Here is a 19,921-nt window from a genome sequence, read left to right on the forward strand (position 1 = left end):
GCGACGCAATCGAGCTGCGCGAATTATGGCGTGACAAGTTGAGTGGGAGCGTGACCGGAAAACTCCGAAACAGACGGGTATTCAGCATGCGCCCCCTCGCGAGATCTGCGATTGCCACGGGCCTCGTGCTTCTCGTTAGCCAATCCGGCGCGGCGGCGGGGGCCGATCAAGGCGCTCAACTCGCCGCGACCTGTGCGTCCTGCCATCGCCTCGATGGCGGCGGCACAGGCGTTCCCAGCATCATCCGGCTTGGTGAGGAGAGGCTCACCAACGCCCTGCTTGCCTATCGGGCGAGCGAGAGTCCAAATCACATCATGCACGCTATCGCGCTGTCGCTCAGCGACGAGGAGATCGCGAGCGTCGCGCGCTATGTCGCAGCGCAGGGAAAGTAGCGCGCCATGAAATTCTGGACGCGTCGCGAGTTCGGCCGCCTGACTGGAGCAGCGTTGCTAACGGCGCTCAACCAGCCGAAGGCGCGGAGCCAGGCCAAGGCGCGTGTCGTCGTGATCGGCGGCGGCATCGGCGGCGCAACGGTCGCCAGATATCTCGCCGTCAGCGCCACGGCTATCGAGGTGACCCTGGTCGAACCGCGACAGAGCTACACGACCTGCTTCTTCAGCAATCTCTATCTCGCCGGGCTGCGCCCGTTCAAATCGCTCAGTCATGGTTATGAAGCGCTGGCAAAACAATATGGCATCACCGTCATTCATGAGTCCGCTGAAGCGATTCACCCGGCGGCGAAAACCGTTGCGCTGAACAACGGTTCGAAGCTCAGCTACGACCGTCTCGTTGTTGCGCCAGGCATCGCATTCAGGGATCGGGCGCTTGGGGGCTATGACGAAGCTGCGATGGAGATCATGCCGCACGCCTGGAATGCAGGGCCGCAAACCGAGCTGTTGCGCCAGCAACTGGAAAGCATGGAGGAGGGCGGCCTATTCGTCATCGTCGTCCCGCCGAATCCGTTTCGCTGTCCGCCCGCCCCCTATGAGCGCGCTTCGCTCATCGCCTCCTATTTCCAGCGCAGCAAACCCAAGGCCAAAATTCTGATCCTCGATTCGAAAGACAGCTTCAACGCGCAGGACCTGTTCCAGGACGCTTGGAACCGCCACTATCCGGGAATGATCGAATGGCTACCGGCCCAGTTCACCGGCGGGGTCACGGCGATCGACGCGAAGACCCGGTCGGTGATCACCGCGGGAGCAACATTCAAGGCCGCGGTGGCCAATGTCATCCCGGCGCAAATGGCCGGGCGCTTGGCGCAGCAGGCAGGGCTCGCCAATCAGTCGGGCTGGTGTCCGGTCGATCCGGTCACCTTCGAATCGGCGCTGCAGCCCGGCGTCCATCTGGTCGGCGACGCGATCATCGGCGGCGATATGCCGAAATCCGCCTTCTGCGCCAACAGCCAGGCCAAAGCCTGCGCCTTTGCCATCGCGGCCGATCTCACCGGATCAGCGCGTTTCCCGGCGCATTTGTTCAACACCTGCTACACCTATCTCGCGCCCGACGATGCGTTCAGCAACGCCATCAGCTTCAAGCCCGTCGACGGGAAGCTCAAGAGCGTCATCAGCTTCGTCAGCAAGGTGGGCGAGAGCGCCGATATCCGCCGGCAGGCTGCGCGCGCCGCGGAAGGCTGGTACGACGCCTTCACGCACGACGTGTTTGGCTGAAACGAAACTCAACTCCGCTCGACGGCCGGGCCGGCCATTGCGGAAATGCCGGCACCATTCTGGGCGCGCTCCGCCTCGGCGCCGGATCGTTGCTCCGGGACCAGCGTTGCAACAGGATCGGGCAGCCGCTCCAGCCGCAGCGAATTCACCACCACGAGGATGCTCGAGCCGGCCATGACCGCCGCCGCAAGGATGGGCTGCAGAAGTCCGGATGTTGCGAACGTCAAGGCGACGAGGTTGTAGCCGAACGCCCACATAAGGTTGGTCAAGATGGTCCTGCGCACCGCGCGGGCCACGTCGACGATCCAGGGCAGCATCCACAATCCGTCCGCAGGCAGCACGAGCGCCGCGGTCTCGCGGGCGAGATCGGTGGCGGAGCCGACGGCAATACCGACATCTGCGGCGGCCAGAACCGGCCCGTCATTCAGTCCATCGCCGACCATCGCCACCGAATCGTGGTCATGGCGGAGCCGATCCAGGGCCAGCCGTTTGGCCTCCGGCGAAAGGCCCGCTTGGACGTCCTTGATCCCGACCAGGGCCGCGATCCGCTCCGCCGCTTGCGCCAAGTCGCCGGTCAACAGCGTGGCGTCGAGCCCGCGCTCACGCAGGGCCGCGATCGTGGCCTGCGCCTCGGGAAGCGGCGAATCATCGAGCGACAGCACGGCGTGAACCCGCTCGCCCCAACCGACATAGACCACCGAATGACCGCTCGCCTCCAGCGACTGCGCACGCTCGGCCAGCGACGGGGGAAGCGGCCAGCCGAGATCATTCATCAATCTGCCGTTCCCTGCCGCCACGGGCCGGCCTTCGGCGCTGCCGCGGATGCCACGGCCGGGAACCATCCGGATCTCGCGGGTGACGAGCGGCGTGATCCCCCGCTGAGCGGTGGCTGCCGCAATGGCCCGCGCCAGACCATGCTCGGAATGGCGCTCCAGACCGGCGGCGCGCGCCAGTACTTCGTCGATGCCGACCTCCTCGCGGTCGACGCCGACGAGACGCGCTTTGCCCGCCGTCAGAGTGCCGGTCTTGTCGAAGGCGAGCAACCGTACACGCGCGAGGGTCTCGAGCACGCCGGGGTCGCGGACGAGGCAGCCGTGCCGCGCCAGCCGGCCGATGCCGAGCGATGTCGCCATCGGAGCAGCGAGGCCGACTGCACAAGGACAGGCAACCACCAGCACCGAGAGGCCAATCAGCAACGCCCGATCAAACGGCAGTGACTGGGCCCAGTAAACGGTCGTCAGCCCGCCGAGGGCGAGGACGAGCGGCACGGACACGCCAACGACGCGATCGGCAAGGCGCTGGGTTGGACTGCGACGGCCCAGCGCTTCGCGGACCGACCGGCAAATCCGTGCCCAGCGGGTTGCGGTTCCGTCACCGCTGCTTTGGATCAGGAGCGGGCCGTCGATATTGATACTGCCGGCAATCACCTTGGAGCCGGCGCGCTTTGTCACTTGCCGGCTTTCTCCGGTAATTACGGCTTCATCGGTGTTCGATTCTCCCTCGACAACCACGCCGTCGACCGGAATGCGCTCGCCTGGCCGGACCCGCACCAGCATGCCGGCCGTCACCTCCCGCACCGGACGGCGGATCTCTGCCGCGCCATCGACCGCGGTCGCGCTCTCGCTTTCTGCGGCCAGAAGAGGTTCGAGGTCGCGCGCCGCCCTGGCGCGGCCAACAGCCTCGAGATAGCGGCCAACTGTGAATAGCATCAGCACCATCACGGCGGTGTCGAAATAAACATGCGTGCTGCCCTCGAACACGGCAAATGCCGAATAGAGGTAAGCGGCAGCGACGCCAAGCACGATGAGTGCCGACGACGTCACTCGTCCCTGAATGCCATTGAGCCACATGTCGCGCAGATAGGGTCCGCCGAGGATCACCACCGCCGGCGTGGCGAAGATCCAAAGCAAAAAGTGAATCCACGGCAGCACGCCCGCATCGACGCCGGTGAACGCGTCCGAATAGAGGAGGAGGCTGAACATCATGATATTCATGGAGAGAAAGCCTCCGACGCCGAGCTGGATCAGAAGCCAGGCGGCTTCCCACTCTTCGTGTCTGCCGCTCTTCACCTGAAAAGCGATACAACAGCCGTAGCAGCAGAACGCGCAAGCCTCACCGTTGAGCCTGCGCTCCATCGGGCGCTGACCGACGGGCAGCGAACAATGGCTACAGAGGATATCGCCATGCGCAGTCATGCGGGATGCCCGCCCGGCCAGGCAAGGCCGATATGCGCGTCGGAAGGCAGGAGACCACGGCCGAGCGTGATGAGACCGAGCAAAAGAATAAAGCCACCAGCCAGCCGCACGCCGCGCCGCCGCCAGGCTGGCCCGAGTATCCGGCCAACGCCGCCCATCATCAACATCGCGGGGAAGGTTCCCAGTCCAAACGATGCCATGACGAGAAACCCGGGAAGCGCTCCGGCGGTGCTCGCCGCCTGGGCGGCGAAGGCATAGACCAGGGGACATGGCAGCAAGCCGTTGAAAACGCCAAAGGCGAGCGGTGCGGCGCTGCTCCGGGCCGTCAACAGACCGCGCAGGGACAATGCAAATGTGCTGGCGCCAAATCCGATCGCAAGGCGATGAAAGACCTGCAGCAAGCCGAAGAACTGCAACGCCATGGCAATCATGAGCAGGCCAGCGACGATCGCGAGAATTCGTTGGGCGATGTCGAGGGAGCCGTTCAAGAGCGGCGCCGCCGTTAGCCCTTGCGTGGTGCAGATGACCTGACCGATCGCGCCCGCGAGCCCGCCCAGAAAGCAATAGGTTGTCAATCGGCCGGTGTTATAGAGCAGGTGGCGAAGGACGGTTGCGCCTCCCCCTCGCTGATCGCGGCCCAGCGCGCAGGCAAAGCCGCCGCACATGCCGATGCAATGAAAGCTGCCTGCAAATCCAGCGGCGAAGATCACGAGGTAGTAGATCATTGGCGTTTGCACAGTGGCGCGGACGCGACGCTATTGCCGCACAAGATACAAAAGAAAGAGGATAAAGCCGACGGTGCAGCCGCCATAGATGAGGAAGCCAAGCATCTGCGGCAAGCCGGCGTCAGCAAGCTTGAAGACGGTGTCCTGTAGCATCCGCTGCTCCTATGTCAGCCGAAATAAAGACGAAGCACGTTTATCGTCAGCTCGAAACACAGGAAAAGGAGGTTCAATGCGGCGACCCCAAGGAGAATTTTGGCTATCATCGTCTCCATCACTCCTGTCTTACCAGCCCTTGCGACCGTCTACTTAGAACAGACGGCCGGGCCCGAGCCCGCCCCAATAAACATACATGTAGTACAGCCCCCAGGCGAACAGCAGCACGTAGACGACGAGAAGCCATAGCGGAATGAATCCCACACGCGCCTGTATCAGGCCGCCGGCATAGTCCTCCAGTTCAGGGTGCGAGCTTTGACGCACATCCAGTTCCGGATGCGTCGGGCTCTCCGGATCGCTGCTCTGCAGATCGCTCATTCTCCATTTCCCTTTCAAAAAAACCATTGGCGGCTTTGTCGGTGCCGCTCAACGCGCCGGACAGGACGCCCCAGATGAACAAGAACAGGGCCGCCAGGCTCATCAGCATGGCGCCCGCATAGGGTCCGGTGACTTCAAAACCGAGCATGCGCTAACCTCCGGCGGGCGCCTGTTCCTCGCCAGGCGGAGCTGGCGGGCCGGACGCCGGCACCGACGGATCGGGCACATAGGCTCGCTCCGGCTTGTCAGCGACCAGTTCCAGATCGTTCAGCGCCGCGCGGGCCTCCTTCTTGATCGACAGCGGCTGCAGCGAGAGCGGGTCTTTATAGGCGGAAAGCGCCACCACGAAATAGGAAAGCGCCCACCGGTCCTCGTCCGGAAAGGCATCCCGATAGGACGGCATCGGCGTGCCGCTGAGGCCGGTAGTTATCGTCCGGAAGATGTCTTCGACGGCCGGGCCAGACTTGAACTGGCCGCTGGTGAGGTCGGCCGGCACGGTGGCGAACCCGATATCATCCTTGAGGCCGGCCGCCTTCTCGCCGTCGCCCTTGCCACCTTGGCCGTGGCACTCCCAGCACTTCGCTACCTGCCAAACCTCCTTGCCACGGTCCAGCATCGTCTGGAACGGGGTCGGCGGGCGCCCGATATACAACGGTGGGCCAGGCGGTTCCTCGACGAAGAAAGCGTAAGGACTGGCGGGATTGGAACGGTCAACCGCTAGCTCATACTTGATGTACTGGATCACCGCCAGCCGATCGTTGAGCGGCAATTCGTACCAAGGGGGCATTGCCGTGCCGCGGATGCCGCGGGTAATGGTGCGCAGCATGTCGCCGTCCGTGGGCAGGGGCTCCTTTGTCAATCTGAACTTGAAGACTGCGGACGTGAAGTTCCTGGGCCGCTGGTTAAACATAAAGGTGGCGGCCGGCCCGTTCCCGTCGCCTTTGGCACCGTGGCAACCGATGCAGCGGCGCTCATAGACTTCCTTGCCATAAGCAATCCATTCCTCGGAGCGCGGCATCGTCGCATCCATGACCTCCAGGCTTTGCGGCTCGAAAAGATCGCGCCATTTACCCCGGTTCGTGCCGAGCTTCTGGACGTAGGAAACAAGTGCCGCCAGCGATTCCGTCTCCGCCGCGATGCTGACGGTTTCGCCTGTGTATTCGTCGTTCGGCGTCAGGATGATCGGCTTTCTTTCGCGCGCCTTCAGCGGCACGAACAGCAACCCGTACGCATTGGGCGTCAGCTGGATCGCTTGCTTGCTGTCGAAGTCGAACAGGCCTTTGGTGGCCTCTGTCCTTTCCAGGGTCCGATTGCCAGCGCCGTCGTCAACGATACGGACGGCTGCATCGGGCTCGTGGAAGAGCCCGCGATACGGCGCCATTATCGAGTCCGGCACCAGCATCCGCGGATTGTAGAAGTGCGCCAGGTGCCATTCGTCGCTGTATTTCAGGCCGACGCGAGTCAGGTCCGGTCCGATCCGGCGTGTGCCTAACAGGTGCGGCACGTCATAGGCGTATTCGCCCGCCTCGCTGACCGGTCCCCAGCGGCGGATCTCGCCGGTCACCGGCCGCACGAATTGCGAATGGCAGTACCAGCAGCCTTCGCGCAGGTAAATGTTGCGGCCGCGACGCTGCTGCTCGGTGTAGTCCGTCGCCTCTGAAACCGTCCATTTCAGCTGGCCGAAATCCGTGCGCACCACCGAGGTCACGCGCGTAGTTCGCGAGGACGGCTCCACGAAGGGCAGCACGCCCTGCGTGATCACCGCAAGGGTGATACAGAAGACGCCGGCGAACAGCGCGAAGAAGCGAACGTTCACTGCGCGGGCCCTCCCGCCGGGGCCGGGATAGGCGCCTCCACCGGCCCGCGGGCGCGTCGCGCCTCAGTCGCCGGGCTGGTCAGTGCGGTCAGCATCAGATTCACCACCAGCAGCGACATACCGATATCCATGCTGATGCCTGCCAGGGTCCGCGCCAGCCAGTAGGGCTTCATCCAGACGAGCGAGTCGAGCCATTCGACCCCATTCATCCATTGATAACCCTGCTGCAGCCCGCCCGCTGTGAGGACCAGGCCCATGGTCGTGATGCCGACGGTGATCAGCCAGAACGACCAGTTGCCGAGCTTGAAGGACCAGAGTTCGCGCCCGAACAGCCGCGGCCAAGTATAGAGGAGGCCCCCCATCGCCCAGACGACGAAGGTGCCGAACACAGTGAGATGCGAATGCGAGATGACGAAATCGGTGAAATGGGTCGGCTGCTGCAGCTGCCGCAGCGCCTCGGTCGAGCCCTGGAAGCAGCCGACGAGATACATGAGCGAGCCCATGATCAGGAACTTCGCCGGCAAGTTCCTGCCGAACTCATGCCACCTGCCCATCATGGTGCCGAAGAAGTTCACCAGCACCGTCCACACCGGAATGATCAGCAGCATCGACGTGACGACGGCCAAGGTCTCGGCCCAGTCCGCGATCGGGCTGTAGAGGTAATGGTGAATGCCGACGAACGGGTAGAACAGTGCCAGGGACCAGAAGCCTACCAGCGAGAGCTTATGGGCATAGAGCGGATTTCGCGCGCTGACCGGTAGGAAATAGTAGATGATCACGTAGCCCGCGGGCGTTATCCACAGCCCGACGATGTAGTGGAGATAGAGGCCATGGAAGGCGGCGCTGTTGATGCCCGAGATCGTGTATGGCAGGATGAAGCTTCCAAGCACGAAGTTCATCGTCGTCCACACGAAAGTGGCGATCAGGTACCATAGCGCGACATAGATCGCCGGCTCGAGCCTTCGACTGATCGTGATCAGGAACTGCGCGGTAGCAACAGCCACCACGATGAAGAATGCGACCTTCGCGTAGAGCGGAAGCTCTCCGGCTTCCAAACCGTCACTGTCGCCGAGCAGCAAGCCGACCAAACCGGCAAGCGTTGCGACGTTCCAGACCCATGCGAGAAGAACCGACCACTCCGACCATATCACCCGCACCCCCGACAGACGCGGCACGAGATAGTAGCAAAGGCCGATGAAAAGCGTCGAGAAGGCGCCGAAGATGACACCGTTGACGTGGACTGGGCGCAGCCGGCCGAAGGTGAGCTCGAGGTTCCCCGATCCGAGATAGTCGGGGTAGTTGAAGGTGCCCGAGATCATGACGCCGACGGATGGCGTCACCATCAGCCAGAACATGCCGAAATAAAGCCAGGTCCGCACGACCCGGTTGTCGACCAGCGCATCCAGGTCCACATTCGCGAACTTGCCGCGCAGCACCATCGCAGTCTCTGCCAACGCATAGCCCTTCCCGCGCGGTTCCCGGGCCGCACGACTGCTTTAAGCCCACCGTTCCCCATCGAGGTATCACTCCGATGGCGGACTCGCTTCGCGCTCCCTGAAGCCGGTGCCCCCGGCTATCGACGAGACTAGTATTTGCCTGGCACCAACACCGAGCCGCTGTTCGACCAGGTGATGTACGCCTCGAGCGCCTTCATCGCCTCCGATTCGGGATCGATCTTCTCGCCCTGGCTCGGTTTCTCGATGCACCAGTTGATCATGTCGCGCAGTGTCGCGAACTTGGCCATCGACGCCTGGAACTTCGGGAACGCCTGCGGGTGGGTATCGGAGGCCATCGGATGGCACATGGCGCAGGCCCACCCGGTGTTCGACAGCTTGACGCCCAATTGCTCCTTCATCGCCGCATCACCATGGAACAGGAGGTCTCCTTTCCTGACCTCCTCCATGAACGCTTCTTGATAGAGTTTCAGCTGCTTTGGCGTCACCGGATCCTTGTTGGCACTGGCCGGCCCGACGACGGCAGCTGCGACGACTGCTCCGGCGACGGTGGAACGCCTCAGAATGCACAGGAATGTCGATGTGTTTATCATAGCCACCACCCTTATGGATTTGCCCATGGGTACTGTTTGTCGGCGATGCGTGACCGTATGACCTCCGCAATGCTCTTGTCGTGGTCCTCCGGCGACTGGACGAACACCTCCTTGCGGCCCCACATGATGTACTCGACATCGACCTTATCGTCGGCGTTGACGTTCACGGTTTCCCAACCGACCCCGTCGAAGGGATCGCCCGGATCAACACGGATCATCGGCTTGGTAAGCTTGGGCAGGCCTTCCGGCGCATACGGCCACGGCCAGGAGGTCGCCAGCATGCCGATCGAGCGCATGCTGCCGATCTCGTTGTAGAGCACCTGGTGCACATGACCGTGGATGTTGGTGACTTTGGTATAAGGCTTCAGCACGTCATTCACTTCGCGCCAGTCGCGCACCCAGAAGTTCCAGGGCGGGTAGTACTCGTACAGCGGATTATGGCTGAAGATGACGATCGGTTTGGACTTATCCCAGTCGGCGAGTGTCTTCTGCATCCAGTCGAGCTGGTCGCGGCCGACGCCGGCCCACGCGCCGGCAACCGTGCCGTCGAGGGTAGCCATATGGCCCATGCGCTCCTCTGGCGTCATCTTCTTCGCTGTCCAGTAGTCCGGTCCCCGGCTGACCGTATCGAGCCCAATGAAGCGCACGCCCTTGTGATCGAAGGTCCAGTTGGGTTGGCCGAACAACTCGCCCCACTTCTTGCCCATATCCAGATACCAGTCATGCTCGCCCGGGATGTAGTATTTCTTGATCGTCAGATCCTTGAGGAGCTCAACGCCAAGCTCAAGTTCCTCGATCTTTCCGAGCTGGGCCAGGTCGCCGCCGAAGATCAGAAAGTCGGCCGGCGGATCCATGGCCTGGACCTCTTGCACGGCGCGCACCACCTTGTCGACGAAGCGCGTGTTGAGGGATCTCTCGTAGAGATGGGTGTCCGAAATCCAGGCAAACTTGAAGGGCGCTTCGGCGGCGTGAGCGACGTCGATGGTGTTGAGCAGCGGCCACCACGCGAAGGTCTGGCCGACGGAAGCAGCGCCGAACAGCAGCGATCTGTGAATGAAGGTGCGGCGGGTGATTTGGAGCGAGTCGTCGGGGCGTACGCCAGGCTGCTGCAGCACCGCATGCATTTCGCGCCGAATGCGGTCAAGCTCGTCAGACATCAGGGTTCCTCCTCAGTGCAGACCGTTTCTTAAAGCGTCGGTCTTCTCGCAGGAACGCGACCCTGTTGAATCAGTGGGTCGCCCATTTTGTTATTTTTTCAGTTCAATCGTCAGACTGGTGGCCTTATTCTCCTCTACCTTTACAGGCTGCTCGATGGGCCCGGTGAAGGGATGGATCGCCACGAGCTTGTATTCCCCCGGCGGAACATCGGTTATGCTGAATTTGCCATCGGCGCCGGTGACCGCGTAGTAGGGATTGTCCACCACATAGACCCAGCCCTCCATCCAGCCATGCGCGTCGCAATCGATGCGGACAGTGCCGGCACGCTTCAGTTCGACCGGTATACGCTGGCCCTTATTGGGCAACGCCACGTTGAAGGCGGTGCGCTTGCCATAATAGCCGTGGGTGTTGTGGAGCACTGGGTCGCTGTTGACCACCTCCAACGATCCGGCCGGTATCATCTGCACCGCGGGCTCAAAGCGACATTTGAGGTTGTTAAGCTCAGGCAGCTTTCCGGGCTGCGGCCAGGCCTTTCCCTGTGCCACGTCGACCAGCTGCACCGCCGCGTTCAGCACGGCCTGATCGCTGCCGACTTCGATCAGCGGCTCCTCGCGGGGGTCGCCGCACACCTCGATATTCTTGGTGGGGATGATCTTTGTTGTCGGCACATCGCCGCGGTAGACGATCGTACCCTCGATCGTTCCGCCTCCCGTGACCGGACCCACTTCGTAGGCTTGCGCAGGCGCGGACATTGTCGCAACGAAAGCGATCGCCGCTAGTCCGCTCATCAATTCGCGAATCGTCATAAAAGCCACCTCCTTCAAGAGAGATGAGGGGCAACTTTTAAAAATAGAGCCTAACCAGTGCCATGTCTAGTCATCCAGCAACAAAATATGATAAAGTGGCGTGATTTAGGCGAGTTTGTTAATCACAAACACACGCGGGGGTTTTGGCGCGTCATTCTCGAAGTGCCGGAGGTACTTGATGAAGCGACGGCATGGACTCCTCCGCCCCTGGGCCCACGGTCCGCATACCCTCTTCTGCATCATATTCGCAGCGGCCCTGTCGATCTGCCACCCGCTCGTGCGAGCTGACACGGCGCCTGTGACGGTCGGTGGCCCCTTCACGCTCACGGCGCCGGACGGAACGATGGTCACCGATGAGACTTATCGCGGCAAATGGCTGCTAGTTTTCTTCGGCTATACGTCTTGTCCCGACATCTGTCCGACGACTCTATCCGAAATCGCCGCTGCGATTGAGGAACTCGGCCCCGACGCCGCAAAACTGCAACCGCTCTTCATCACCGTCGATCCCGAACGCGACACGCCTGAGGTGATGGGAAGCTTTACCGCGGCGTTCGATCCGCGCATCGTCGGGCTGACCGGCAGCCCACAACAAATCGCTTCGGTTTCGGAGGCATATGGCGCCTACGGGGTGGCGCGCCAGGGCGAAGCGGGCGGTGGCGACTACCTAATGGATCACGGCACCCACATCTACATCATGAACCCACAGGGGCAATTCGTGGAGGGGCTAGACTCTGACACACCAAGCAGCGGCATTGCCGCTAGGTTGCGTGAACTGGTGCGATGACACGATCCCTGGGATGACGGAGATCACGATTATGCAGTTGATCGATCCATAGAAAGTTGTCTTCCGGAAGGAGAGCGGCCATGCAAAGACATACAAAGGAAGCTTCGGAGCTTAAGGCATTGATCCTCGCGGATCTTCATAAGGAGCCGGGATGCGGGGACGTCACCGATTTTGTGATTCAGCGGCTCGAAACCAAGGAGAACGGGGCAAACTGGACTGTCAAATATCTGGATCCTAATCAAGATAAGGTCTGCGAGACGATTCTGATAAACATAGCGCGAATGTTGCAGCTCAACTTCGACCTTCCTGAACGCGGGTCGTGAGGAACGATGCGAGCGGGATCGGCGCGCATCGCGCTTCGACATAATTCGTATGCAAGCAGGGGAATCGGGCGATGGCGGAACCCACAGCGTTGCACACCGGCAAACCTGGCGGCGTAAAGAACGTCATTGCGCCGCGGCGATTTGGACCTCCGATGACCGGAGGTGCGGGCGATATGGCCGATGGGCAAGGCAGTATCTTGGAGCCAGGCATTAGGAGTTATGACTGTTTCTTTGCGGATGCGATCGCGCGTCTGCAGGGGGAACGGCGCTGCCGTGTGTTCGCGGACTTTGAGCGCATCGCCGGACGCTTTCCCAATGCTGTGTGGCATTCCCCGCGTGGACCGAAGGACGTCGTGATCTGGTGCTCCAACGACTATCTCGGGATGGGACAACACCCAAATGTGGTCGTCGCCATGGTGGAGACTGCTACCCGCCTGGGAACGGGGGCCGGCGGGACGCGCAATATCTCCGGCACCAGCCATCCGCTCGTAGAGCTCGAGGGCGAGCTTGCCGATCTCCACGGCAAGGAGGCGGCACTGGTCTTCACGTCCGGCTATGTGTCGAACCAGACTGGCATCTCGACCATCGCCAAGCTGATCCCCGGTTGTCTGATCCTGTCCGATGCGCTCAACCACAATTCGATGATCGAGGGCATCCGCCAGTCCGGTAAGGAGAAGAGCATCTTCCGCCACAACGACGTCGATCATCTCGAGGAATTGTTGAAGGCGGCGGGTCCGGATCGGCCAAAACTCATCGTCTTCGAAAGTCTCTATTCGATGGGCGGCGACGTCGCGCCAATCAATCGCATTTGCGATATCGCCGATCGTTACGGCGCAATGACCTATCTCGACGAGGTCCATGCTGTGGGCATTTACGGCCCTCGCGGCGCCGGCATCGCTGCGCGCGACGGCGCCATGAACCGGATCGATGTAATCGAAGGCACGCTCGCCAAGGCCTTCGGCTGCCTCGGCGGCTATATCACAGGAAGTGCTGTGCTGATCGATGCGGTTCGTTCCTATGCTCCGGGCTTCATCTTCACCACCGCGTTGCCGCCGGCGATCTGCGCCGCGGCCACAGCGGCGATCAGGCATCTGAAAACCTCGCAGTGGGAGCGCAAGCGCCAACAGGACCGCATCCGGCGGGTCAAGGCGGCGCTGGGGGCCGCTGCGCTGCCGGTCATCCTGGGCGACACCCATATCGTTCCGGTGGCAGTCGGCGATCCGGCGCATTGCAAAGCGGCGAGCGACCTGCTGCTGAGCGAGCACGACATCTATATCCAGCCGATCAATTATCCGACCGTGGCGAAGGGAACTGAGCGGCTGCGCATCACGCCGACACCCTGTCATGAGGACATCATGATTGATCGGCTCGCGGCAGCTCTGTCCGATGTCTGGAATCGGCTCGGGCTGCCACGCGACAATCTCGCCTGAGCGGCCGAACGAGGCTTCGGCTTGCCCGGACGTTCCCCGAAGATTGGGTCTTAAGGTTCAAGGAAATGGCTGCCAAGGAAATCATGTTCTCGTTCGAGGCTCGCGACAGAATGCTGCGCGGCATCGACACCCTGGCGAATGCGGTGAGCGTCACGCTTGGCCCGCTAGGGCGCAACGTCGCGATCGGCAGGGAGCACGGCGCGCCGCGGGTCACGAAGGACGGCGTGACCGTCGCCAGGGAAATCGAACTCGACAACAAGTTCGAGAATATGGGCGCCCAGATGGTGCGCGAGATCGCAACAAGAACCTCCTATCAGGCCGGCGACGGCACGACCACCGCCGTCGTGCTCGCGCATGCGATCGTCCGGGAGGGCGCCAAGGCGGTGGCCGCTGGCATGAATCCCATGGACCTGAAGCGCGGCATCGATCTAGCGGTCGAAGCCGTCGTCGCGGAACTCAAGAACAACGCTACGAAGGTCACCTCGAACGTCGAGATTGCGCAAGTCGGCACCATCTCGGCCAACGGCGACAGGGAGATTGGCCGCTGCCTAGCCGACGCCATGAAGAGGGTCGGCAATGACGGCCTGATCACTGTCGAGGACGGGACGTCGCTCGAAACCGAACTCGAATTCGTCGAGGGTATGCAGTTCGACCGCGGCTATATCTCGCCCCATTTCATCACCAATCGCGCAAAGATGCAGGTCGAGATGCAGGATGCCTATGTCCTCATCAGCGAGAAGAAACTGTCCAGCCTGAACGAAATACTGCCGCTGCTGGAGAAGGTAGTGCAGGCCGGCAAGCCGCTGCTCATCATCGCCGAGGATGTCGAGGGTGAGGTGATTGCGGCGCTGGTGGTCAACAAGTTGCGCGGCGCTCTCAAGGTTGCAGCCGTGAAGGCGCCGGCCTACGGAAACCGCCGCAAGGCGATGCTGCAGGATCTCGCGCTGATGACCGGCGGAACGGTGATCTCGGAGGATTTGGGCATCAAGCTGGAGCATGCTTCCCTCGATATGCTCGGGTGCACCAAGAAGGTGATGATCGACAAGGCAAACACCACGATCGTCGGCGGCGCCGGCAAGCGTGCAAGCATCGAGGCCCGCATCGCTGAGATCAAGCTCGAGCTTGCGGAAACCACCTCCGATTACGACCGCGAGGAGCTCCAGGAGCGGCTGGCCAGGCTCGCCGGTGGCGTCGCCGTGATCCGGGTCGGCGGTGCCACCGAAGTCGAGGTCAGGGAGAAGAAGGATCGCATCGATGACGCGATGAACGCGACAAGAGCCGCGGTCGCAGAGGGCATTCTCCCGGGCGGCGGGGTCGCCTTGCTGCGCGCCGGCAGGGCGCTCAAGAAGATCAAGGGCGGCAACGAGGACCAGCAGGTCGGCATCGCGATCGTCAGGAAGGCGATCACCTGGCCGGCTCGGCAGATCGCGATCAATGCCGGCCTGGAAGGCTCGGTCGTCATCGCCGGGATCCTCGAAAACGACGACAACGCCTATGGCTATGATGCCCAATCGGGCGTGTACGGGGATCTGGTGTCAAAGGGCATCATCGACCCGGCCAAGGTGGTGCGAACGGCGCTCCAGGGCGCGGCCTCGGTTGCGGGCCTTCTCCTTACAACGGAAGTCATGGTGGCCGAAGTGCCTGGCCCGCCGCCGCCGGAGCTTCCCGGTCACGAGCATCATCATCACGACATGGATATGGATTTCTGAGCGCATTGCGGGCGGCGGAAGCACCGAAGTGTCCGGACTGGATCGCCGCTGGCGACTGCTAGAGAAAGCCCACTCGTCCGAACCGCGGCCAACAACAGCAGTATTCGGGATCAACTCCTGGAGGCGCTCCGGGCTGCGCCGTGGTCATCGGTCGGCGATTCCGACGTGACAGTGACAGTCGGGGCGGTTCATTTTGGGGTACCTGTCGGTCCAAAGAGGACCGGGCTGCATCGCGCGTTCTGGCCGAGAATATCCCGGGCCTGCGCGAAGTTCAGGATCATCGGGTCTCGATCGATAAAATCCCCCACAGCGTCTGACGCCACCCTGCGAGCGCGTCGCTTGGTATTCTATCCGTCCGTGTAGGGTAGAAATCTAGCTGCACACCGCCGGTCCATGGCCGTAGCGGCGCATTGAATTCGGCTCGAGTCGTGAAGAGTGCGGCTTCAGAATTCCAAGGGATACGATCATGAAAGCGTTCGCCGCCGAGCTTTTCGGCACCTTCTGTCTTGTCTTTATCGGCTGCGCGTCAGTGGTGACAGGCGGCTTTGGCGGGCTGCTGCCGGCGCGGTCGCTGGGCATCGGCCTCAGCTTCGGCGTCGCTGTAACCGCCCTAGCTTATGCGGTTGGGCCGTCTCGGGCGCGCACCTCAATCCGGCCGTCACGCCGTGGACGCCTCCCACAAGGGCCGCTTTGTATCCTCTTTCCCATATCGCCGCAGTCCTCAACGAAGATCTGCAGATGGCGCGAACTTCTCATTGCGGGCCAGACAAGAGTTACCGCTCTCGCCTCACCTGCGGCGTTTGGCTGGACCGGCCCTCACATCCCGATCCCCAGGCCGCGTTTTCTGCCGAAACTCCAGTCGATGCCGCCGCTGTTTTGCACGACGCCGGTGATGTGCTGGCCGATGCGCCCTTCCAGCATTGGCTGCCAGGGAACGAGCCGAAAGCCGAGCCCATCGTCCAGCATGGCAAAGCGCCCGCTGGCAAGACGGACCGAGCCAAGGAGCGTGCCGCCGACATGGTTGCCGGGCTGGACGGGCACGAAGGTGAGGCCGCGCGCGAAGGTGATCGTCCCGCTCGTCGCGTCGCGTTCGGCATGGCCCATCGCGACGAGTTGGGCAGCCCGTCTGTCGAGAGCGTTGTCAACGTCGAGACCAAAGCCTGACCGGACCAGCGAGACGGGGTTCCTAGCCACAAGCTCCCGATCGAGCCAGGTGGCGCCGTCACTGCCGATCTGCGCGTCCAGATCGAGCGTCCAGAGCACGCGGACAGAGAAGTCCTTGCCGCGTTTGTAGCCATCGTAAGCGATGCCGCGCTCGGACAGGTCATTTGGAACGCGCCAGTGGTCTTCGTCGATGCGCTCGACATGGCCGGTCCGGCGCAGCGCTTCGAGACGGCGGACATGGAAACGGACAAAGGCGTCCGGGTCCTTGCCCTGCTCCAAAAATGTCTCGCGGATCGCCTCCAGGTGTCTGCTTGGACGATAGACGCCATCCTCGCCCGCTACGCTGCTGATGTTGCGGTCGGCCGCACGCGGCTCCTGCTTCGGCAGGATCGGTTCGAGTGCCACGATATGGCCGCGCTGAATGTCTTCCAGCTTTGCCGCATCCGCGGTCTCGACATAATGGGTGCGTCCGTCGACGCCATCGATGACGAGCGACAGCTTATCGCTCATCTCGTCGCCGGCAAGACCCTTGGCGAGCACACCGCCGACGACCGGCTCGGTGATGGTCTGCCGGTGCATGACATATTGCGCTGGACCCCGCTCGTGGGCGAGGCCGTGCTCCTCCAGCGCCCGGTGCATGGTCTTGATGATGTCGTTGCGCTCGCCAAGCGCCCGCAACGTGCTTTCGGCTGCGTCGGAGATCACCCACCGGCCCGGCGTGGGGAGCGCTTGCCTGCGCTACGGCGGCGGCTTTCCATGCGAGCCGCTTCAAAAATGATGCTGCGAAACGGCGCCGGCTTTATCCGACGAGCGCCTCACGCATCCGAGCGAACATGCCGGGCTGTCTCCCGGCAACCGCCGCACGGATGTGACGGGCGGCCGTTGCGGCGCTCACCGTCGCGCCGAAATGACAATAGCAGATGATCTCATGCAATTGCCTGTCGGTCAGCTCGAAGAACCGCTTCGCTTCGCCGTAGTTGTCGTTTTCCAACCCGGCGGCGCGGAGGACAGGATCCTCGAAAGCGACTGCGATCGGCGAGCCGTCGCCGCGCATGGCCGCGCGTGCTCTAACCGGCTGATACTCGGTCTGGTGCAGCGTCGAGAGGCGCCGGTCAGGGTTCCGTTCAAGGAGCTCCGCCCAGCGTTTAAGACGTTCGCTGCGCGACATGGTTTGGCGCAGGTAGTCCTGATCGATCTCGGCGACGATCTGCAGTTGCTCAAGCGTCTGGTGCTTCATTTTAGCCTCCTATTCGGACGATAGTTGGCCCACCCATATCCTTCTTATACCTGCGGCCAGAGTGACTCCGACCGATCGTGAAGTCCAATCACGATGAGGCTGGGAGGGCTTCCCCCACGAAAATGCGGAGGCTTCGCAAAGATCCGGCCATTAATTTGCGAACGCGGTCAAATGCGCGGCTGTTCGACGATGTCGGTCTGGAGTCCGTGCCGATCGAGGTGATCGATGGGCAGAGTCTGTACTGGACTGCCCCAGCCCCATTGCTGGCCGGGGCAGCGGGATCAAGCGAGTGGCAGATGAGCTTCGAAACCGCCGAAGGCCGGGCCGATGCGAGTTCTCCGCCCGGTCGTTGGGGCCCTTGTGGCTCCAGTGTACGACTTCCGGCATGACCTGGCGCCTGGCTACTCCGCAGGATCGCAGTTTGTCGGGACTGTCAGGAATTCTGTGCGCGAGGTCATGATGATGGAAAGGAGAGAATCATCACATGGCTATCGAGAAGGAACTTCTGGACCAGCTGCTTGCGGGCCGCGATCCGAATGAGGTGTTTGCCAAGGAGGGGTTGCTGGACGACCTGAAGAAGGCGCTGTCGGAGCGGATATTGAAGGCCGAGCTTGACGAGCACCTCAAGGACGAACGCGCCGAGGGCGGCGCCAATCGACGCAACGGCCATTCGACGAAGACGGTGCTGACCGGCACATCGAAGATGACGCTGTCGATTCCGCGCGACCGGGCGGGAACCTTCGACCCGAAGCTGATCGCCAGGTATCAGCGCCGCTTTCCCGATTTCGACGCCAAGATCGTGTCAATGTATGCACGCGGCATGAGCGTGCGCGAGATCCGCGGCCATCTGGACTATGCGATGGCCCCACAGCCGACGTTTGTTCCCAAGGCGGAACCGGAAAATCACGTCTGCATAACGCTCGATTTCAACCATTCGATATTGGGCTTCGTCGCAAATCTCTGCCGTGTCCATGTTGTGATGCATCTTATGGCCGGAATCCGAGGATGGGCGGTCAATCTCCCCCCAAGTCAGCTTGGCCCATTCAGCTAGTTTTGGAAGAATAAGGCCGTCCCAATCGCCATCGGACCAATCCCGAGGGACACCCCATGACCACGAATGTTTCCGATCCGGTTTCTCGCATGTCAAAGTCATTTTCGTAGAGAACACGGACCCAGCCTGTGCGAACCTGCTTTTCGTCGGCGATACCCACGCCTAATCGAACGCCACCAATCGGGATTCTCTCCCGAAGGCGCACAGATTTTTCCTGCTCTTTGAGTTTCGCCTCTACGTCCCGAGCAATGCGCGCTTCACGCTTCGACGACAAAATCAAGAAAAATATTCCGGAAATTATTCGGAGCGGTGCCGCCAGCGACTTTCCGCCGCCTTCTTCGCGATCTCGGCCCGCCGCTCTGGCGTCATGTTCTCGGCGCGCTTCTTTCCGCCCTTCGCACCGAGTGCCTTCGCGGCAGGGTCTTTGCCGTCGTCAATCAGGTCGTCGGCTTCCTCGCCAGTCGCAATGCGCATGACGCGGACGGGATTGCCGATCACGTCGGCGGGGCGCTTCTGGCCTTTAGGCATTCCTAGTTCTCCGCATGGCTAAAAACGACAGTTCCATCGTCCTTGCGAACTTCAACGGATACGATCCCATCGTCGCCCTTTCGAGTCTGGAACATGGATATTGCATGGTCTTTCGCGGCCTTCTCGGAGTCGAAAAACTCCTTGTCCACAATGCTCTGTCTTCCGTACCAGATGACAGTGTAGGCCATTGTTGCTCCCATGCTTTGCGCTAAGCATAGGCGCTTTCGCCTAGAGGATCAAACGCGATAGGCGTTTCCGCATATTTCAAACTGAGACACTACCCGACGCCGGCATGAAGGCGCTGGAGGAGTTCGAGGCCGGCTTCTGGCGCCAGCGATATCCTGCGATCACTCAGAGCTGGCGGCGCAACTGGCAAAACGTCGTGCCATTCTTCGCCTATCCCGAAAGCGTGCGCCGCATCATCTACAGGACGGATGACATCGACAAGCCTGATTTCGACTTTTTCGATTCCTGTTGCGTTTCTTTGTTCGGCTCAGGTGAGCCTGTTTCTTCGTCCCGGCCCACAGGATTTCCCACGCGAGCGTGTCGAGACGCAGTCAAGGCTGGCCGGTGCGATGGCGCCACGGCCGGCTGCGAGGTTTCCAGACGGCGTCGAGCACGGCGCCATTCTGGAGCGGACCGAGGGCGTCGGTCGTGCGCCAGATTTCCTTGTGCTATATTTGTCCGGCACGGACGACCACGTGGCAAAGAGTGGTGCGAGAGGATGAGAGTGCCGCCACGCAGCCGTTA

Annotated in this window: 18 protein-coding genes and 4 pseudogenes; 8 read left to right on the plus strand and 14 right to left on the minus strand. The window is 61.9% G+C overall.

What is annotated here, in order from left to right:
- The first annotated feature begins 50 nt into the window (after positions 1-50).
- Both NKJ55_RS13940 and NKJ55_RS13945 read left to right on the plus strand, forming a co-directional pair.
- Positions 51-392, plus strand: coding sequence for a c-type cytochrome (locus tag NKJ55_RS13940; RefSeq protein WP_352450395.1), 342 nt, complete (start codon positions 51-53; stop codon positions 390-392).
- Positions 393-398: 6 nt separating this feature from the next.
- Positions 399-1,667 carry an NAD(P)/FAD-dependent oxidoreductase gene (locus NKJ55_RS13945; RefSeq protein WP_352450397.1) on the plus strand — a complete coding sequence of 423 codons (1,269 nt, stop codon included), beginning with the start codon at positions 399-401 and terminating at the stop codon, positions 1,665-1,667.
- 8 nt (positions 1,668-1,675) lie between these two features.
- Here the strand turns inward: NKJ55_RS13945 and NKJ55_RS13950 are convergent, their stop codons facing one another.
- The 9 genes from NKJ55_RS13950 to NKJ55_RS13990 form a co-directional block, all read right to left on the minus strand.
- Positions 1,676-3,802 carry a heavy metal translocating P-type ATPase gene (locus NKJ55_RS13950; protein ID WP_352450417.1) on the minus strand — a complete coding sequence of 709 codons (2,127 nt, stop codon included), beginning with the start codon at positions 3,800-3,802 and terminating at the stop codon, positions 1,676-1,678.
- A gap of 56 nt (positions 3,803-3,858) precedes the next feature.
- Positions 3,859-4,587, minus strand: coding sequence for a sulfite exporter TauE/SafE family protein (locus NKJ55_RS13955; RefSeq protein WP_352450398.1), 729 nt, complete (start codon positions 4,585-4,587; stop codon positions 3,859-3,861).
- Positions 4,588-4,617: 30 nt separating this feature from the next.
- Positions 4,618-4,740, minus strand: coding sequence for a hypothetical protein (locus tag NKJ55_RS13960; protein WP_352450399.1), 123 nt, complete (start codon positions 4,738-4,740; stop codon positions 4,618-4,620).
- A 153-nt stretch (positions 4,741-4,893) separates the two neighbouring features.
- Entirely contained in the window at positions 4,894-5,118 is a 225-nt protein-coding gene (locus tag NKJ55_RS13965; protein ID WP_023718671.1) for a hypothetical protein, read from the minus strand.
- Between the two features lie 151 nt (positions 5,119-5,269).
- Positions 5,270-6,934 (minus strand): cbb3-type cytochrome c oxidase subunit II, encoded by a 1,665-nt coding sequence (locus NKJ55_RS13970; RefSeq protein WP_352450400.1) that lies wholly within the window; start codon positions 6,932-6,934, stop codon positions 5,270-5,272.
- On the minus strand, positions 6,931-8,373 hold the full coding sequence (locus NKJ55_RS13975; RefSeq protein ID WP_352450419.1) for a cbb3-type cytochrome c oxidase subunit I: 1,443 nt from the start codon (positions 8,371-8,373) through the stop codon (positions 6,931-6,933). Before NKJ55_RS13975 ends, NKJ55_RS13970 begins: the two co-directional genes overlap by 4 nt.
- A 146-nt stretch (positions 8,374-8,519) precedes the next feature.
- A complete protein-coding gene (locus tag NKJ55_RS13980; RefSeq protein ID WP_352450401.1) occupies positions 8,520-8,981 on the minus strand; it encodes a c-type cytochrome in 462 nt (153 codons plus the stop codon).
- Between the two features lie 11 nt (positions 8,982-8,992).
- The gene (locus NKJ55_RS13985) at positions 8,993-10,138 is read right to left on the minus strand and encodes a metallophosphoesterase family protein (protein WP_352450402.1); all 1,146 of its coding nucleotides are present in this window, start codon (positions 10,136-10,138) and stop codon (positions 8,993-8,995) included.
- Between the two features lie 90 nt (positions 10,139-10,228).
- Positions 10,229-10,927 carry a hypothetical protein gene (locus NKJ55_RS13990; RefSeq protein ID WP_502895038.1) on the minus strand — a complete coding sequence of 233 codons (699 nt, stop codon included), beginning with the start codon at positions 10,925-10,927 and terminating at the stop codon, positions 10,229-10,231.
- A 196-nt stretch (positions 10,928-11,123) separates the two neighbouring features.
- Here NKJ55_RS13990 and NKJ55_RS13995 point away from each other — a divergent pair, with 196 nt between their 5' ends.
- The 4 genes from NKJ55_RS13995 to groL all read left to right on the plus strand — a co-directional run bounded on the left by NKJ55_RS13995 (position 11,124) and on the right by groL (position 15,191).
- Entirely contained in the window at positions 11,124-11,729 is a 606-nt protein-coding gene (locus NKJ55_RS13995) for an SCO family protein (protein WP_352450404.1), read from the plus strand.
- 80 nt (positions 11,730-11,809) lie between these two features.
- Complete coding sequence (locus NKJ55_RS14000) at positions 11,810-12,052, plus strand: hypothetical protein (protein WP_023718664.1); 243 nt, start codon at positions 11,810-11,812, stop codon at positions 12,050-12,052.
- Positions 12,053-12,225: 173 nt separating this feature from the next.
- Entirely contained in the window at positions 12,226-13,482 is a 1,257-nt protein-coding gene (gene hemA, locus NKJ55_RS14005) for a 5-aminolevulinate synthase (protein ID WP_352450420.1), read from the plus strand.
- 65 nt (positions 13,483-13,547) lie between these two features.
- Positions 13,548-15,191 (plus strand): chaperonin GroEL, encoded by a 1,644-nt coding sequence (gene groL / locus NKJ55_RS14010; RefSeq protein ID WP_352450406.1) that lies wholly within the window; start codon positions 13,548-13,550, stop codon positions 15,189-15,191.
- 816 nt (positions 15,192-16,007) lie between these two features.
- Here groL and NKJ55_RS14015 read toward each other — a convergent pair.
- The 3 genes and pseudogenes from NKJ55_RS14015 to NKJ55_RS14025 all read right to left on the minus strand — a co-directional run.
- Positions 16,008-17,063 (minus strand): annotated as a pseudogene (locus NKJ55_RS14015) (DUF3363 domain-containing protein); the annotation flags it as partial.
- Between the two features lie 91 nt (positions 17,064-17,154).
- Positions 17,155-17,592: a hypothetical protein gene (locus tag NKJ55_RS14020; RefSeq protein ID WP_352450407.1), complete on the minus strand. Its 438-nt coding sequence runs from the start codon at positions 17,590-17,592 to the stop codon at positions 17,155-17,157.
- A 303-nt stretch (positions 17,593-17,895) separates the two neighbouring features.
- Positions 17,896-18,018: pseudogene (locus NKJ55_RS14025) on the minus strand (IS6 family transposase); the annotation flags it as partial.
- Between the two features lie 58 nt (positions 18,019-18,076).
- Between NKJ55_RS14025 and NKJ55_RS14030 the strand changes: the two are divergent.
- Positions 18,077-18,445: pseudogene (locus NKJ55_RS14030) on the plus strand (transposase); the annotation flags it as partial.
- A gap of 495 nt (positions 18,446-18,940) precedes the next feature.
- Here the strand turns inward: NKJ55_RS14030 and NKJ55_RS14035 are convergent.
- On the minus strand, positions 18,941-19,171 hold the full coding sequence (locus tag NKJ55_RS14035) for an RNA-binding protein (protein ID WP_352450408.1): 231 nt from the start codon (positions 19,169-19,171) through the stop codon (positions 18,941-18,943).
- Positions 19,172-19,173: 2 nt separating this feature from the next.
- The gene (locus NKJ55_RS14040; protein ID WP_352450409.1) at positions 19,174-19,359 is read right to left on the minus strand and encodes a hypothetical protein; all 186 of its coding nucleotides are present in this window, start codon (positions 19,357-19,359) and stop codon (positions 19,174-19,176) included.
- Between the two features lie 83 nt (positions 19,360-19,442).
- Here NKJ55_RS14040 and NKJ55_RS14045 point away from each other — a divergent pair.
- Positions 19,443-19,616, plus strand: a pseudogene (locus tag NKJ55_RS14045) (transposase); the annotation flags it as partial.
- Positions 19,617-19,921: the final 305 nt, after the last annotated feature.

Source organism: Mesorhizobium sp. M0106, from assembly GCF_040322715.1.
GTDB lineage: Bacteria > Pseudomonadota > Alphaproteobacteria > Rhizobiales > Rhizobiaceae > Mesorhizobium.

Bases quoted from the DNA above. Each gene is read 5' to 3' on its own strand.
- NKJ55_RS13985 (WP_352450402.1), bottom strand. From the start codon at position 10,138: ATGTCTGACGAGCTTGACCGCATTCGGCGCGAAATGCATGCGGTGCTG.
- groL (WP_352450406.1), top strand. From the start codon at position 13,548: ATGGCTGCCAAGGAAATCATGTTCTCGTTCGAGGCTCGCGACAGAATG.
- NKJ55_RS13990 (WP_502895038.1), bottom strand. From the start codon at position 10,927: ATGAGCGGACTAGCGGCGATCGCTTTCGTTGCGACAATGTCCGCGCCT.
- hemA (WP_352450420.1), top strand. From the start codon at position 12,226: ATGGCCGATGGGCAAGGCAGTATCTTGGAGCCAGGCATTAGGAGTTAT.
- NKJ55_RS14040 (WP_352450409.1), bottom strand. From the start codon at position 19,359: ATGGCCTACACTGTCATCTGGTACGGAAGACAGAGCATTGTGGACAAG.
- NKJ55_RS13995 (WP_352450404.1), top strand. From the start codon at position 11,124: ATGAAGCGACGGCATGGACTCCTCCGCCCCTGGGCCCACGGTCCGCAT.
- NKJ55_RS13980 (WP_352450401.1), bottom strand. From the start codon at position 8,981: ATGATAAACACATCGACATTCCTGTGCATTCTGAGGCGTTCCACCGTC.
- NKJ55_RS13955 (WP_352450398.1), bottom strand. From the start codon at position 4,587: ATGATCTACTACCTCGTGATCTTCGCCGCTGGATTTGCAGGCAGCTTT.
- NKJ55_RS14000 (WP_023718664.1), top strand. From the start codon at position 11,810: ATGCAAAGACATACAAAGGAAGCTTCGGAGCTTAAGGCATTGATCCTC.
- NKJ55_RS13960 (WP_352450399.1), bottom strand. From the start codon at position 4,740: ATGCTACAGGACACCGTCTTCAAGCTTGCTGACGCCGGCTTGCCGCAG.
- NKJ55_RS14020 (WP_352450407.1), bottom strand. From the start codon at position 17,592: ATGAAGCACCAGACGCTTGAGCAACTGCAGATCGTCGCCGAGATCGAT.
- NKJ55_RS13975 (WP_352450419.1), bottom strand. From the start codon at position 8,373: ATGGTGCTGCGCGGCAAGTTCGCGAATGTGGACCTGGATGCGCTGGTC.
- NKJ55_RS13950 (WP_352450417.1), bottom strand. From the start codon at position 3,802: ATGGAGCGCAGGCTCAACGGTGAGGCTTGCGCGTTCTGCTGCTACGGC.
- NKJ55_RS14035 (WP_352450408.1), bottom strand. From the start codon at position 19,171: ATGCCTAAAGGCCAGAAGCGCCCCGCCGACGTGATCGGCAATCCCGTC.
- NKJ55_RS13965 (WP_023718671.1), bottom strand. From the start codon at position 5,118: ATGAGCGATCTGCAGAGCAGCGATCCGGAGAGCCCGACGCATCCGGAA.
- NKJ55_RS13945 (WP_352450397.1), top strand. From the start codon at position 399: ATGAAATTCTGGACGCGTCGCGAGTTCGGCCGCCTGACTGGAGCAGCG.